6 protein-coding genes are annotated in these 16,499 nt (G+C 40.8%); 4 read left to right on the forward strand and 2 right to left on the reverse strand.

Features of this window, described 5'->3' with window-relative positions; all coding sequences use genetic code 11:
• Positions 1–56 precede the first annotated feature (56 nt).
• The 3 genes from rpoB (at position 57) to H1R81_RS25130 (ending at position 9,168) form a co-directional block, all read left to right on the forward strand.
• Positions 57–3,914: a DNA-directed RNA polymerase subunit beta gene (rpoB, locus tag H1R81_RS25120; RefSeq protein ID WP_181843510.1), complete on the forward strand. Its 3,858-nt coding sequence runs from the start codon at positions 57–59 to the stop codon at positions 3,912–3,914.
• A gap of 84 nt (positions 3,915–3,998) precedes the next feature.
• Positions 3,999–8,315: a DNA-directed RNA polymerase subunit beta' gene (rpoC, locus tag H1R81_RS25125; protein WP_181843511.1), complete on the forward strand. Its 4,317-nt coding sequence runs from the start codon at positions 3,999–4,001 to the stop codon at positions 8,313–8,315.
• 289 nt (positions 8,316–8,604) lie between these two features.
• Positions 8,605–9,168, forward strand: a complete 564-nt coding sequence (locus tag H1R81_RS25130; protein WP_181843512.1) for a fasciclin domain-containing protein — start codon at positions 8,605–8,607, stop codon at positions 9,166–9,168.
• 93 nt (positions 9,169–9,261) lie between these two features.
• Here H1R81_RS25130 and H1R81_RS25135 read toward each other — a convergent pair whose 3' ends face one another.
• Positions 9,262–9,765 carry a methylated-DNA--[protein]-cysteine S-methyltransferase gene (locus H1R81_RS25135; RefSeq protein WP_181843513.1) on the reverse strand — a complete coding sequence of 168 codons (504 nt, stop codon included), beginning with the start codon at positions 9,763–9,765 and terminating at the stop codon, positions 9,262–9,264.
• Positions 9,766–9,908: 143 nt separating this feature from the next.
• Entirely contained in the window at positions 9,909–13,235 is a 3,327-nt protein-coding gene (gene secA, locus H1R81_RS25140) for a preprotein translocase subunit SecA (RefSeq protein WP_181843514.1), read from the reverse strand.
• Positions 13,236–13,543: 308 nt separating this feature from the next.
• Here secA and H1R81_RS25145 point away from each other — a divergent pair, with 308 nt between their 5' ends.
• Complete coding sequence (locus H1R81_RS25145; RefSeq protein ID WP_181843515.1) at positions 13,544–16,468, forward strand: FAD-binding and (Fe-S)-binding domain-containing protein; 2,925 nt, start codon at positions 13,544–13,546, stop codon at positions 16,466–16,468.
• Positions 16,469–16,499: the final 31 nt, after the last annotated feature.

Here is a 16,499-nt window from a genome sequence, read left to right on the forward strand (position 1 = left end):
CGCTGATAGTAAACAGCTTAGTTTAAAAAAATTATAAACTTAAAACTTTCAAAACCTTGAGTCTGACAGTAAACGGTAGAAAAAGTTTTGCAACGGTACACCCATCTGTAGATTATCCGGATTTTCTGGATGTCCAGGTAAGATCGTTCCAGGATTTCTTTCAGATTGACACACCAGCCGAAAGCCGCAAAAAAGAAGGCCTTTACAATGTGTTTGCTGAAAACTTTCCAATCGCCGATTCTCGCGAGAACTACGTGTTGGAGTTTGTTGATTACACTATTGACCCACCAAAATACTCAGTTGATGAGTGTATTGACCGTGGTCTGACGTATGCCGTGCCTTTAAAAGCCAAATTACGTTTGATTTGTAACGACACTGATAACGAAGATTTCGAGACAATCGAGCAGGAAGTATTCTTAGGTAATATTCCTTATATGAACGAAAGAGGCTCTTTCGTTATCAACGGTGCCGAGCGTGTAATTGTATCACAGCTACACCGTTCGCCGGGCGTATTCTTCTCTATGAGCAAGCATACCAACGGAACCAAATTGTATTCTGCCCGTGTAATCCCGATGAAGGGTTCATGGATAGAGTTCTCTACTGATGTGAACAACGTCATGTATGCTTACATTGACCGTAAGAAAAAATTCCCTGTAACTACGCTTCTTCGCGCCATTGGTTTTGGTTCTGATAAAGAAATCCTTAACCTTTTCGGTCTTTCAGAAGAAATCCCGGGCACAAGAGCAGCTTTAGAAAAAGCTATTGGTCGTCGTTTAGCAGCTCGTGTTTTAAGAACATGGACTGAGGACTTCGTTGATGAGGATACAGGTGAAGTTGTATCAATTGATCGTAATGAGGTGATTTTGGAGAGGGACTCAATCATTACTGAAAACGACATTGCTACAATTTTGAATACAGAGCAAAAATCGGTGATTTTACACCGTGAAGATGCGAACGTATCTGAATTTAATATTATCTATAATACTTTACAACGCGATAGTTCAAACTCTGAAAAAGAAGCAGTTGAACAAATCTACCGCCAGTTACGTAACACAGAAGCACCTGACGAAGCAACAGCCCGTGAGATTATCCAGGGTTTGTTCTTCTCTGATAAACGTTATGATTTAGGAGAAGTAGGTCGCTACCGTGTCAATACAAAATTAGGCTTAACCACACCATTGGAAACAGGGGTATTAACCACTGAAGACATTGTTGAAATCGTTAAGTTCTTAATCAGCCTTATTAACTCTAAGGCAGTAGTCGATGATATCGACCACTTGTCAAATCGTCGTGTGCGTACAGTAGGCGAGCAATTATACGCCCAGTTTGGTGTAGGTCTGGCTCGTATGGCTCGTACCATCAAAGAACGTATGAACGTTCGTGATAACGAAGATTTCAAACCAGTAGATTTGATTAATGCCCGTACACTTTCGTCGGTTATTAACTCATTCTTTGGTACCAACCAGCTATCACAATTCATGGACCAGACCAACCCATTGGCTGAAATTACGCACAAACGCCGTATGTCAGCTCTTGGACCTGGAGGTTTGAGCCGTGAGCGTGCCGGTTTCGAGGTTCGTGACGTACACTATACCCACTATGGCCGTTTGTGTACCATTGAAACTCCTGAGGGACCAAACATTGGTTTGATTTCATCGCTTTGTACATATGCCAAAATCAATGGTATGGGCTTCATCGAAACGCCTTACCTGAAAATTGAAAATGGTAAATTAACCAACGAACTGGTTTACCTGACTGCCGAAGAAGAAGATGGTAAAAACATCGCGATGGCAACAGCAGACGTTGATAAAGATGGTAATTTCTCGGTAGATACTTTGAAATGTCGTTACGAAGGGGACTTCCCGATGAAAACGCCGGATTCAATCGACTACATGGATATTGCCTCAAATCAGATTGTATCGGTAGCCGCATCATTGATTCCTTTCATTGAGCACGATGATGCCAACCGTGCCTTGATGGGTTCAAACATGCAACGTCAGGCCGTACCATTATTACGCCCTGAAGCACCTATTGTAGGTACAGGTCTTGAAGGCCGTCTGGCTCGTGACTCACGTACCCTGGTAGTAGCAGAAGAAGATGGTGTGATTGAATTTGTAGATGCCAATGTAATCAAGGTTCGTTATAACTGGACCAAAGAACAAACATTGGTTAGCTTCGATACCAACCTTACTTCTTACGAACTGATTAAACACCGTCGTACCAACCAGGATACTTGTATCAACATCCGTCCGATAGTATTGAAAGGACAGGAGGTGAAGAAAGGACAGATTCTGGTGGAGGGTTATGCCACACAAGGTGGCGAGCTTGCGCTTGGACGTAACCTTTTGGTTGCCTTCATGCCTTGGCAAGGATATAACTTTGAGGATGCCATCGTAATCTCTGAAAGAGTAGTACGTGAAGATATCTTTACTTCTATTCACATTGAAGAATACGAATTGGAAGTACGTGATACCAAACGTGGTGAAGAGGAATTAACAGCTGAGATTCCGAACGTTTCGGAAGAAACTGTTAAAAATCTTGACGAAAACGGTATCGTTCGCACAGGTACAAGAGTAAAAGAAGGAGATATTCTGATTGGTAAGATTACACCAAAAGGTGAGTCTGACCCAACTCCTGAAGAAAAACTATTACGTGCTATCTTTGGTGACAAAGCTGGTGATGTGAAAGATGCTTCGAAAAAAGCACCACCATCAATGGACGGGGTGATTATCGATACAAAATTGTTCTCACGCCCAAGTAAAGAAGAACGTTCTAAACACAAAGACGAGTTGAAAGCTTTGATGAAAAAGCACAGCAGAGCATTGCTTGAACTACGTGAAAGAATGTTGGACAAAATGGTAGAATTGCTTGATGGCAAAACTACTACTGGGGTGAAACATAAATTTGGTGATGAGTTAATATCGAAAGGCATGAAATTTAACCGTTCGAATATTACCAATAACTTATTCCCGGATAAAAACAATTATGTTGATGAAAGCCAGTACAATGTACCGGAAGAAGTAAATCTTTTAGGTGATGTAATTCTGGATGGTTGGACTGATGATTTGGCACTCAACAAGTTAGTGGTAGCGTTGAGCAAAAATTACCTGGCTCGTCGTAGTGAAGTAATTGGTCGTTTCAAACGTGAAAGATTCGTATTAGAAGTAGGCGATGAACTACCGGCAGGTATCGTGAAATTAGCGAAAGTATATATTGCTAAGAAACGTAAACTGAAAGTAGGTGATAAGATGGCGGGTCGTCACGGAAACAAAGGGGTTGTTGCCCGTATCGTACGTGATGAAGATATGCCGTTCTTAGAAGACGGAACACCAATGGACATCGTATTGAATCCACTTGGGGTACCTTCTCGTATGAACATCGGACAGCTTTATGAGGTTGTGTTAGGTCTGGCGGGTCGTAAATTAGGCCGTAAATATGCTACTCCTATTTTTGATGGTGCTACTGAAGCAGAGGTATCAGCAGAGTTGGCAGAAGCAGGATTACCACCATTCGGTCGTTCGCAACTATATAACGGATTGAGCGGCGAGCCATTCGACCAGAAAGTAACAGTAGGTATTATGTATATGATGAAACTGGGGCACTTGGTTGATGATAAAATGCACGCCCGTTCGATTGGGCCATACTCACTCATTACGCAACAGCCATTGGGTGGTAAAGCACAATTTGGTGGTCAGCGTTTCGGAGAGATGGAGGTGTGGGCATTAGAAGCATTCGGTGCGTCGCATATCCTGCAAGAAATCCTTACAGTTAAGTCTGATGATGTGGTGGGTCGTGCGAAAGCATACGAAGCCATCGTAAAAGGCGAAAACTTACCAAAAGCTAATATCCCTGAGTCATTCAACGTATTAGTACACGAACTGAGAGGCTTGGCATTAGAGATTACCTTGCAGTAAGCAATATTAATAGGCTTGTCCTGATTGTAAAATCGGGACAAGTCAGGATTTTAAAAAATCATTTTCACATCAATCATAAGGAAAATGTCTTTAAAGAAAAATAAAAAACTTAATAGCGACTTCAATAGCATCACCATTAGTTTGGCTTCACCAGAGTCAATTTTGGAGAGCTCGTTTGGAGAAGTAACACAGCCGGAAACGATCAACTACCGTACTTACAAACCAGAGATGGGCGGTTTGTTCTGTGAGCGTATTTTCGGACCTGTGAAAGACTGGGAATGCCACTGTGGTAAATACAAACGTATTCGCTACAAAGGTATTATCTGCGACCGTTGCGGGGTTGAGGTAACCGAGAAAAAGGTTCGTCGCGAACGTATGGGACACATCGAATTAGTTGTTCCGGTAGCACATATCTGGTATTTCCGTAGTTTACCAAACAAAATCGGGTATTTGTTAGGAATGTCGTCGAAGAAACTCGACCAAATTATTTACTACGAACGTTACGTTGTTGTTCAGCCTGGTATCAAAGGCGAAGATGGTATATCTGCCAATGACTTCCTAACAGAAGAAGAGTATCTTGATATAGTTGACAAACTACCAAGAGAAAACCAGATGCTTGACGATAAAGACCCGAATAAATTTATCGCCAAAATGGGTGCAGAAGCATTAGAAATGATGCTTTCTCGTATCAAGTTAGATGAACTTTCTTATGACTTACGCCACGCGGCAGCTACTGATACTTCTCAACAACGTAAAGCGGAAGCTTTGAAACGTCTGAAAGTAGTAGAAGCGCTTCGTGATGCCAATACGCGTATCGAAAACAAACCTGAATGGATGGTTATCCGCATGGTTCCGGTTATTCCACCAGAATTGCGTCCGCTTGTACCTCTTGATGGTGGTCGTTTCGCAACTTCTGACTTAAATGACCTTTACCGTCGTGTGATTATCCGTAACAACCGTTTGAAACGTTTGTTGGAAATCAAAGCCCCTGAGGTAATCTTACGTAACGAAAAACGTATGCTACAAGAGGCTGTCGATTCATTATTCGACAACTCTCGTAAAGTAAACGCCGTTCGTTCAGAGGGTAACCGTGCTTTGAAATCCCTTTCAGATATGTTGAAAGGTAAACAAGGTCGTTTCCGTCAGAACTTATTAGGTAAACGTGTTGACTATTCTGGCCGTTCGGTTATCGTGGTAGGTCCAGAATTGAAACTACACGAGTGTGGTCTACCTAAAGATATGGCTGCTGAATTGTTCAAACCATTTATTATCAGAAAACTGATTGAGCGCGGAATCGTGAAAACAGTGAAATCTGCTAAGAAAATTGTTGACAGAAAAGATGCCGTAGTTTGGGATATTCTTGAAAACGTATTGAAAGGACACCCTGTTCTTCTAAACCGTGCTCCTACGCTTCACCGTCTGGGTATCCAGGCATTCCAGCCTAAATTGGTTGAGGGTAAAGCTATCCAATTGCACCCGTTAGTTTGTACGGCCTTCAACGCCGACTTTGACGGTGACCAGATGGCGGTACACGTACCATTGGGTCAGGAGGCGATCATGGAAGCATCTATCCTGATGTTGGCTTCACATAACATCCTGAACCCTGCAAATGGTGCGCCAATCACGGTACCTTCTCAGGACATGGTATTGGGTCTTTATTACGTAACTAAAGGACGTAAATCGACTCCAGAACTCCCTGTTTTGGGTGACGGAATGACTTTTTACTCGGCAGAAGAAGTAATCATTGGTATGAATGAAGGTAAAGTTTCAAAACATGCCCACATTAAATGCCGTGTAAAAGTAAAAGACGAAAATGGTCAATTAGTTGATAAAGTAGTTGATACAGTAGCAGGACGTATTCTCTTCAACCAATGTGTGCCTGAAGAAGTAGGTTATCTTGACGAATTATTGACCAAGAAAAAACTACAACAGTTGATAGGTCGTGTATTCAAAGAAGCCGGATATGCCCGTACAGCCAAATTCCTTGATGATATTAAAGAGTTAGGATACCAGACAGCCTTTAAAGGTGGTTTGTCTATCGGTTTGGATAATATCATTGTACCTGAAGAAAAAACAAAACTCATTACTGATGCTAAAGCAGAAGTAGAAGAGGTACAAAACAACTATATGTTTGGTATAATCACAGAGCGTGAGCGTTATAACCAGATCATTGATATCTGGGGTCGTGTAAACACACGTATCCGTGAGGTATTGTTGAAACAATTAGAAGCAGATCAAGGCGGTTTCAATCCAATTTACATGATGATGCACTCGGGTGCACGTGGTTCGCAAGAGCAGGTGCGTCAGTTAGGCGGTATGCGTGGATTAATGGCGAAACCACAGAAAAATATACAAGGTTCAGTAGGGGAGATCATCGAAAACCCAATCTTGTCAAACTTCAAAGAAGGTCTTGACGTATTGGAATACTTCATCTCTACCCACGGTGCTCGTAAAGGTTTGGCCGATACAGCCTTGAAAACAGCCGATGCGGGTTATCTGACTCGTCGTCTACACGATGTTGCACAGGACGTGGTAGTAAACGAAGAAGATTGCGGTACATTACGTGGTATTCAGGTATCTGCCTTGAAAGACAATGAAGATATAGTTGAGCCATTATCAGAGCGTATATTAGGCCGTACATCGGTTTATGATATTATCGACCCTCTTACCAAAAAACTGATTATCAAATCGGGTGAGGAGATTACAGAAGAGATTGCTGCCGAGATTGATGAAACAGCTATTGAAACTGTTGAGATTCGTTCGGCATTAACTTGTGAAACGCAAACAGGTGTTTGTTCAAAATGTTATGGACGTAACCTTGCAACCGGCCGTATGGCTGATATGGGTGAAGCCGTAGGTGTAATTGCCTCTCAATCAATCGGTGAGCCGGGTACACAGTTGACACTTCGTACATTCCACACAGGAGGTACTGCTCAAAACGTTGCTTCTGAAGCCAATATCAAAGCTAAATTTGGTGGGGTTGTTCAATTGGAAGAAATGCGTACGGTACCATCTGTTGACCGTGAAGGTAATGAAATTACTATCGTGTTGGGTCGTCGTGGTGAGATTCGTATCCTTGAAGAGGGTACTAACAATATCCTTATCTCTAACAACGTGCCTTATGGTGCAACATTAGAGGTGAAAAATGGTGATATTGTGAAAAAAGGAGATTCACTTTGCCATTGGGATCAGTTTAACGCCGTTATCCTTTCAGAATTAGACGGTACTGTGGAGTATGAAGCTATCGAGGAGAATATCACTTTCAAAGAAGAGGCTGACGAACAAACAGGTTTCCGCGATAAGGTGATTATTGAGTCAAAAGACCGTTCGAAAAACCCCGCTATCATTATCAGAACTGCTGGTGGAGAAGAGGACAAAGCATACAACTTACCTGTAATGGCTCGTCTGACTGTTGAAAATGGTCAGAAGATCAAATCGGGTCAGGCATTGGCAAAAATCCCACGTGCCATCAATATGAATCGTGACATTACGGGTGGTTTGCCTCGTGTAACTGAGTTGTTTGAGGCACGTAACCCTTCGAATCCTGCAGTTGTTTCTGAAATTGATGGTATTGTTCAATATGGTTCTGTTAAACGTGGTAACCGTGAGATTTTTGTAGAAGCCAAAGATGGGGTTAAAATGAAATACATGGTACCTTTATCAAAACTGATTCTGGTACAGGATGGTGATTTTGTTTTAGCAGGTGACCCTCTATCAGATGGTGCTATTACACCAGCCGATATTCTACGTATTAAAGGGCCAACCGCCGTTCAGGAATACTTAGTAAATGAGGTACAAGCCGTTTATCGTCAACAAGGGGTGAAGATTTCAGACAAACACATCGAGGTTATCGTACGTCAGATGATGCAGAAAGTTGAAATCGTAGATTCAGGCGATACTTTATTCCTTGAATACCAAATGGTTGATAAATGGGTAGTTCGTTTGGCTAACGACAAGATCATGGATAAGAAAGTTGTTATGAATGCAGGTGCTTCAGATAAATTCAAACCTGGTCAGATAATCAGTGCTCGTGAGATGCGTGATGAAAACAGCCGTTTGAAACGTGCTGACTTAGCACAAATCGAGGTACGTGATGCAATGCCGGCCGTTTCTCGTCCGACACTACAAGGTATTACCACTGCTTCATTAGGTACTGAATCATTCATTTCTGCGGCATCGTTCCAGGAAACTACTAAAGTATTGTCAGAAGCTGCTGTAAGAGGTAAGCGTGATACTTTGGAAGGTTTGAAAGAAAACGTTATCGTAGGACACCTGATTCCTGCCGGCACAGGTAACCGTAAATATCAGAACATCATCGTTGGTAATAAAGCAGAACTGGAAGCCGCCGCTGAAAAACGCAAAGCACAGGAAGCTGCGAAACAACGTAGAGAATATGTTTAAGGTTTCATAACCGTAGGAGTTCAGAATTCTGAACTCCTATTGTAAACCCCTCATTATCATATCGGTAATGAGGGGTTTCTTTTTACTGAATCGTGTAATCACTGAACGTAAGTGAATATACTCGTAAGTGCCTTGCCTACCCTTCGGGGAAAAAAATCCTCAGACTTAATGGAGGTTTTAGTGCTATTTTGTTAAAATACCCATTTTTTTATGCTGGAACAGTTTCTTCACTATTATTAATAAGCCATATTGGCTCAAAAATAAAGTATTCACAAAAACTGACAAAAGCATGAAAACTATCTCATTATTATTAGTGTCTGCTTTGATTTCACTGGGGACATTTGCACAAGAAACGAGCGATAGAACTGTTATGGTTGGTGGTTCTGAAATGAGTTCATATAAAAATGTAGTTGCAAACATTATGAATTCAAAAGAACATACAAAACTTGTCGCATTACTAAGATCTGCAGGATTAGTAACAACGCTACAAGGACCGGGACCATTTACTGTTTTTGCTCCTACTAATGATGCTTTTATGAAGATGGGGGCTACTCCGTCTAAATCAACCTTAACTAAGGTTTTAAAATACCATGTAATAGATGGTAAATGGGATTCGAACGATATTATGGCAGGTATGAACGGAAATGGTGGTTCACTTTCTCTGAAAACCATGCAAGGTGGTTCACTCAAATTTTCTATGATCGGAGGCGACCTAATGGTTACGGATGAAAATGGTATGACTGCAAAAGTTACTACTAAAGATATTTATCAGAGTAATGGGGTAGCACACGTTATTGATTCAGTGTTGATGCCATTTGATAACAAGAAAGTGGTAAGTATGAGTGATAAATAGATTTTGAGAGTCGATTATAGTAAGGTAGCAGTAAAGTGTTCAGCGTTTTACTGCTATTTTTTTAGCTTTTGCTTTCTCTACTGCTTGGTTTGATTAAAATAAACTCAATTGTTCTTCTTTCGGCAAACTGCCTTCGTGACGTAAAAGCCATTCTTTTCGCCATAAATCACCACCATAGCCAACCAGGCTTTTATCTGAGCCTATTACTCTATGGCATGGTAAAATAATAGTCAGAGGATTATTGCCATTGGCTACACCTACTGCCCTGATGGCTTTTTCGTTGCCAATGATACGTGATAATTGCAAATAAGAAATGGTTTTGCCATAAGGAATACTTTTCAGGCTTTCCCAGACCAATTTCTGAAACTCAGTTCCTTCTGGTAGTAAAGGTAAATCAAAATCTTTTAGTTCTCCTTTAAAATATGCATCAAACTGCCTGATACATTCATCAATGACAGGTGAATTTTCAGGCGTTTCCTGTAATTGTCTGCTTGGTTTTTTCTGTGCTTCCCTGAATAGTACATGAGTTAAATGTGTATCTGTAGCGATAATTTCTAATGCTCCTAAAGGAGAATCATAGTGTTTTATATAGGTCATACAAACTGAATTTATAGTAGGATTCTTAAAGGGTTAGACACTCTACTATGATACAAATTTTATTCTGATTTAGTGCTTTAAAACAAAAGAAGCCGCTAAAAATTAGCGACTTCTCCAATATAAGTCTGTCTTAACTCAATATTTTAATCTACCAAAACAGCCTTTCCACTGACTACGTCCTCTTCCACGTGTTTGTATTTCACTTCACGCTTCACAGTACCATCTTTATATTGCACACTTACACGTTGGTTTCTGTCGGCAATTTTCTGAGTGCGTGCCGGAGTAACAGGACGAGAGCCTGAATCAGAACTCCCACTTCCACCTTCTTCGGTTGCTTTATTGGTTTGTAATTTTGGTTTTTCTTCTTTCGGAGGAGTCAGTTGCTGGAATCTTAGTTCTACCACATTGGCTTTCATCAGGAAGCTTACTGTATCGGCATTTACTTTATTCAAGAAATTTTTGAATAATTCTACCGCCTCAAATTTATAAATCAATAACGGGTCTTTTTGCTCGTAAGAGGCATTCTGTACTGATTGTTTCAAGTCGTCCATATCCCGTAGGTGTTCTTTCCATTCCTGGTCGATTACTGTCAGCGAAATATGTTTTTCTATTTCTTTAATTAATTCCCGGCCATCGCTTTCTACTGCATTTTTCAGATTGCAATACATACCAATGTTCTGGGTACCGTCACCAATAATAGCGATAAATGGCTCATCTACCAAAGCACGACGATCTTGCAAGACATTGCTCAGCACAGGCACCATATTTTTGCGAATATTATCATTCTTAGCCTTATAGGTTCTTTCAGCCTGTTGGTAAAGTCTATCTACTAATTTAGCGTTTCCCTTTGAAAACTCATGGCGTTCAATTTCAGGTTTGATACTTAATTTCTGGATACTACGTAGTTCAAATTCGTCATAATTGCCCTCTGCATTCATTACAATATCGCTACAGGTATCATACATGATATTGGCAATATCTAATGATAACCTGTCTCCGAAAAGGGCATTTTTACGACGTTTATAGATGGTATCACGCTGGATATTCATTACGTCATCATATTCAATCAGACGTTTACGTGTACCGAAGTTATTTTCTTCTACTTTTTTCTGCGCTCTTTCAATAGAGTTGGTAATCATAGAGTGTTGAATCACCTCGCCCTCTTCCATACCCATTCTGTCCATTACTTTAGCAATACGGTCAGAACCAAACAAACGCATCAACTGGTCTTCAAGAGATACAAAGAATTGTGAAGTGCCAGGGTCTCCCTGGCGACCAGCACGACCTCTTAACTGACGGTCAACCCGACGGGAATCATGGCGCTCTGTACCTATAATAGCCAAACCACCTGCATTTTTGCTTTCAGGAGTCAACTTGATGTCAGTACCACGGCCAGCCATGTTAGTGGCAATTGTAACTGTGCCAGGTTTTCCGGCCTCTGCAACGATGTCGGCTTCACGGGCGTGTTGTTTCGCATTCAATACCTGATGCGGAATCTTACGAAGTGTTAGCATTCTGCTCAGAATCTCTGAGTTTTCAACTGAAGTCGTTCCAACAAGTACCGGGCGGCCAATGCTCACTAAAGATACAATTTCGTCAACTACAGCATTGTATTTTTCACGTACGGTTTTATAAACCTTATCTTCTTCGTCTTTACGAACAACTGCTCTGTTGGTAGGGATACTAACCACATCTAATTTATAAATCTTCCAGAACTCTCCTGCTTCTGTCTCAGCAGTACCTGTCATACCTGCTAATTTGTGGTACATACGGAAGTAATTTTGCAAGGTAATGGTGGCGTAAGTCTGTGTTGAGTCTTCTACTTTTACATTTTCCTTAGCCTCAACCGCTTGGTGTAAACCATCAGACCAACGGCGACCATCCATAATACGGCCTGTCTGCTCATCAACAATCATTACTTTATTATCCAACACTACATACTCAACATCTTTTTCGAAGAGTGTATAGGCTTTCAATAGCTGATTGACAGAGTGGATACGTTCGGCTTTCAGAGAATAATCGCGAATAACCTCATCTTTTTTAATTATTTTATCCTGTTCCGGCAAATCTGATTTTTCAATCGCCGCCAGATCAACACCTAAGTCGGGCATCAAGAAGAAGTTGTGGTCTTCACCTTCTCCTGTAATAAAGTCCAGACCTTTATCTGTTAATTCGATAGAGTTATGTTTTTCATCAATAGTGAAATAAAGTGGAGCATCGGCTTCGGGCATTAATTTCTGGTTTTCAGCAAGATAAATTGCTTCAGTTTCGTGCAATATCTGTCTCATACCCTGTTCAGACAAATACTTAATCAAGGGCTTATTTTTAGGTAAACCACGAAATGCACGGAAAAGAGCTAATCCACCTTCTTTTTTATTGCCCGATGCAATCAGTTTTTTAGCTTCGTTAAGATAACTGTTTGTTAAGGTTTTCTGTGCCTCTACAATGCGCTGGATACGTGGTTTTAATGATAAGAATAATTCTTCATCACCAGTACGAGACATTGGGCCACTAATAATCAAAGGTGTACGGGCATCATCAATCAATACTGAGTCAACCTCATCGACCATCGCATAGTGGTGTTCGCGTTGCACCAACTCTTCAGGATCGTTTACCATGTTATCACGGAGGTAGTCGAAACCAAACTCATTATTCGTACCATAAGTAATGCCTGCTGCGTAGGCACTTCTGCGGGCAGATGAGTTGGCCGAGTGTTTATCAATACAATCGCAGGTAATGCCATTAAATTCAAAAATCGGTCCCATCCACTCAGAGTCACGGCGAGCCAGGTAGTCGTTTACTGTTACGATATGAACCCCTTTACCAGCCAGAGCATTCAGAAATGCCGGAAACGTAGCTACGAGGGTTTTACCTTCTCCGGTTGCCATCTCAGAAATTTTACCTTTATGCAGGGCGGCACCACCGATAATCTGTACATCGTAGTGAACCATGTTCCAGGTTATCATATTTCCGGCGGCTAACCACTGGTTTTGCCAGATAGCCTTATCGCCTTCAATTCTGATATGGCCTTTCTTCATAGCCAATTCACGGTCAAGATGGGTAGCCGTAACAGCAATTTCTGTATTTTCAGTAAATCGACGAGCCGTTTCTTTGACAATCGCAAAGGCTTTAGGGAGTATCTCTAAAAGAACTACTTCCAGTTCTTTATTTCTATCGAGTTTTAATTCATCAATTTTTCTGAAAGAAGCTTCTTTTTCATCAACTTCCATATCAGGATTCTGATCGATAGTAGCTTTTAATTGACCAATCTGATCGTCGATATGCGAAAGTTTCTGTGCAATATAGTTTTGTAACTCGGTGGTTTTTGCACGAAACTCATCATGGGAAAGGCTCTTCAACTTGACAAACTCTTCGTTTGTAAGTCCTACATAAGGTTGTAGCTCCTTATTATCTCTATCAGACTTTGTTCCAAAAATCTGTGTGATTCCCTTGGTTAAAAAATTCAGCATCTGTATATCTTGTTCTTTATTTCTTATTGATATGAATGTTTGTCTGTCAAATACCTCTCCAAATCTGATAAATCTGCCATTTTGTCAATCTTCAATTAGCTGATTGTGAAGAATTTTAATTTTTAAGGCTGCAAATTTACGCTTTTATGACAGTTTAATAACAACAAAATTAGGGGAATATTGTTAATAAATGTCCATGTTATGTGGTGAACGGCGAAATTTTAAAGTTTATTTAATTCTTTTCTTTTTAGATACGTAGCAAATCTGCCTTTTCTTCCTCAAATTTGAACCCTAAAAAACAGAACCCAATGTTTGAGTCATTGCTGAAAGATTTTGAGGGAGAATTGTACTTCAGAAATACTACTGTTGATGAGGCTATAAGAAAGGTTTATGCCACCGATGCCTCTGTTTATCAGGAAAAACCCATTGCCGTAGCTTTACCGAAGAGTATTCAGGATATTTGTCAGTTAATACATTTTGCCAGTGCACATCAGTTCACTTTAATTCCCCGTGCAGCCGGAACATCGCTTGCCGGACAAGTTGTAGGCAAAGGAGTAGTAGTAGATATCTCTAAAAACTTCACGGATATTTTAGAAGTCAATCGGAAGGAGAAGTGGGTACGAGTGCAGCCCGGAGTGATTCGAGATGATTTGAATGCCTATCTGAAACCTTATGGACTGATGTTTGGGCCGGAGACTTCAACGTCTAGCCGTGCGATGATTGGGGGGATGATTGGGAATAATTCATGTGGCTTACATTCTATTATCTGGGGAACGACAAGAGATAATCTTCTGGAGGTGAAAACCTTATTATCAGACGGAAGTGAGGCTGTTTTTGGGATTGTTAATGCTGAGGAATTAAATAAGAAAAGCCAATTAAAGAATAAAGAAGGAGAGATATACAGAGAACTCATTGCATTAATTGATAATTCAGAAAACCAGGAAGCCATCAGAACCGGATTTCCTAAAAAGAGCATCAGTCGCCGTAATACCGGTTATGCACTTGATGTGATTGAGGAAATGTGGCAAACAAAAGCCGGGAACCTTTTCAACCTGAGTAGCCTGATAGCTGGGTCGGAGGGGACTTTGTGTTTTGTGACGGAAGCCAAATTGAAACTGATAGATTTACCACCTGCCGAAGTAGGAATGGTGGCTGTGCATACAGTAAGTTTACACGAGGCACTCATGGCGAATCTGATTGCCTTGAAACATCATTGCGCTGCCTCTGAACTGGTAGATGACTTTATTCTGGAATTTACAAAGACCAATATTGAACAATCAAAGAACCGTTTTTTTATAGAAGGAGGCCCCAAGGCGATTCTGATGGTAGAATTTTTTGCTGATACCGAAGCAGATTTAAGAGAAAAAGCCAAAGAACTGATAGCAGAGTTAAAAGTAAATAACTTAGGCTATGCCTATCCGATTTTACTACAGGATGATGCCAAAAAAGCATGGGAGGTGCGCAAAGGAGGCTTAGGTTTACTAAGAAACCTACCCGGTGATACGCAACCTGTGAATCTGATAGAGGACTGTGCCGTTGATCCGGAAGACTTACCTACCTACATTGCTGAATTGGAAGTACTACTTAAAAATCATGGTGTTCAATATTCTATGTACGCACATGCAGGTGCAGGGGAGCTGCATGTAGAGCCTATGGTGAATCTGAAAACAACAGAGGGTAGGACTTTATTCCGTACCATTCTGGCAGAAACAGCAACATTGGTTAAAAAATACGGTGGTTCGCTTTCAGGGGAACATGGGGATGGGCGTTTGAGAGGTGAGTTTATTCCGTTCATGATGGGAGATAAAAACTATAATTTATTCAGACAAGTAAAGCAGATTTTTGATGCAAAGGGTGTATTTAATAAAGGCAAAATTGTAGATACACCACCTATGAATGAGTTTTTGCGCTACGAGGCAGATAAAAGTGTCGCCGCGCAAAAGACCATTTTCGATTTCTCTAAACAAGAAAGCTTTTTACGTTTAGCCGAAAAGTGCAGTGGCTCTGGAGACTGCCGGAAAACCGAAATAACAGGAGGAACGATGTGTCCAAGTTATATGGCTACCCGAAGTGAAAGAGATACCACCAGAGCAAGAGCTAATATCCTGCGCCAATATCTGACTAATACTTCTGAAACAAAAGAAGTCGGATGCAACGAAACCAAAGAAATTTTAGATTTATGCTTATCCTGCAAAGCCTGTAAATCAGAGTGCCCTTCAAGTGTAGATATTGCAAAAATGAAAGGTGAGTTTTTGCAGCAATATTATGATGAACATGGCATCCCTTTCCGCTCGAAATTGATAGGGACTTTTACGAAACAGATGCGGTTGGCAAGTTTAACTCCCTGGGGGTATAATTTTATTTTTAAAACAGGCTTTACCCGTCGTATAGCCAATCGGATTGTTGGGTTTCATCCTGACCGTACGATGCCTTTGCTGCATAGCCAGACTCTAAGAAGCTGGTACAAAAATGCGAGGGAGGTAAGAGATTTTACTTCAACTAAAAAAGTATATCTGTTTTGTGATGAGTTTACTGATTTTAATGATGTAGAAATAGGGAGAAAACTGATTCTTCTTTTGCAGAAATTAGGGTATCAGGTAATTATTCCAAATCATCAAGAGAGTGGTAGAACTTACTTGTCAAAAGGCATGATTCGTGAAGCTCAAAAGATTGCAATCGAGAATGTAAATATGCTGAAAGATTTAGTGATAGATGAGGTGCCTATCATTGGTATAGAGCCATCAGCTATTCTTACGTTGAGAGACGAATACTTAGAATTAGTGCCCTCAAATTTACAAGAAGCGGCTCAAAAGATCGCTGATAATACTTTTATTTTTGAAGAATGGTTTTCCCGTGAAATGGATAGAGGAAATATTAAAAATGAGGCATTTACTACTGAAAAAAGATTGATAAAACTACATGGACATTGCCATCAGAAAGCGTTATCGTCGCTTACACCAAGTAAGAAAAGCTTATCATTACCAGCTAACTATGAAGTGCATCTGATTCCATCTGGTTGTTGTGGTATGGCAGGCTCGTTTGGTTATGAGGCCGAACATTATGATGTTTCGATGAAAATCGGAGAGTTAGTGCTTTTCCCGACTGTGAGAAAACAACCAGAGGAAGTAATAATTGCTGCACCCGGCACGAGTTGCCGGCATCAGATAAAAGATGGAACAGGGCGTGTAGCCAAGCATCCGGCAGAGATCTTGTATGAGGCGTTATTGAAATAATATATGTCGATCGTGTTCTGCTTATGTTTGT

The organism is Emticicia sp. BO119 (genome assembly GCF_013912375.1).
In the GTDB taxonomy this organism is placed as follows: domain Bacteria; phylum Bacteroidota; class Bacteroidia; order Cytophagales; family Spirosomataceae; genus Emticicia.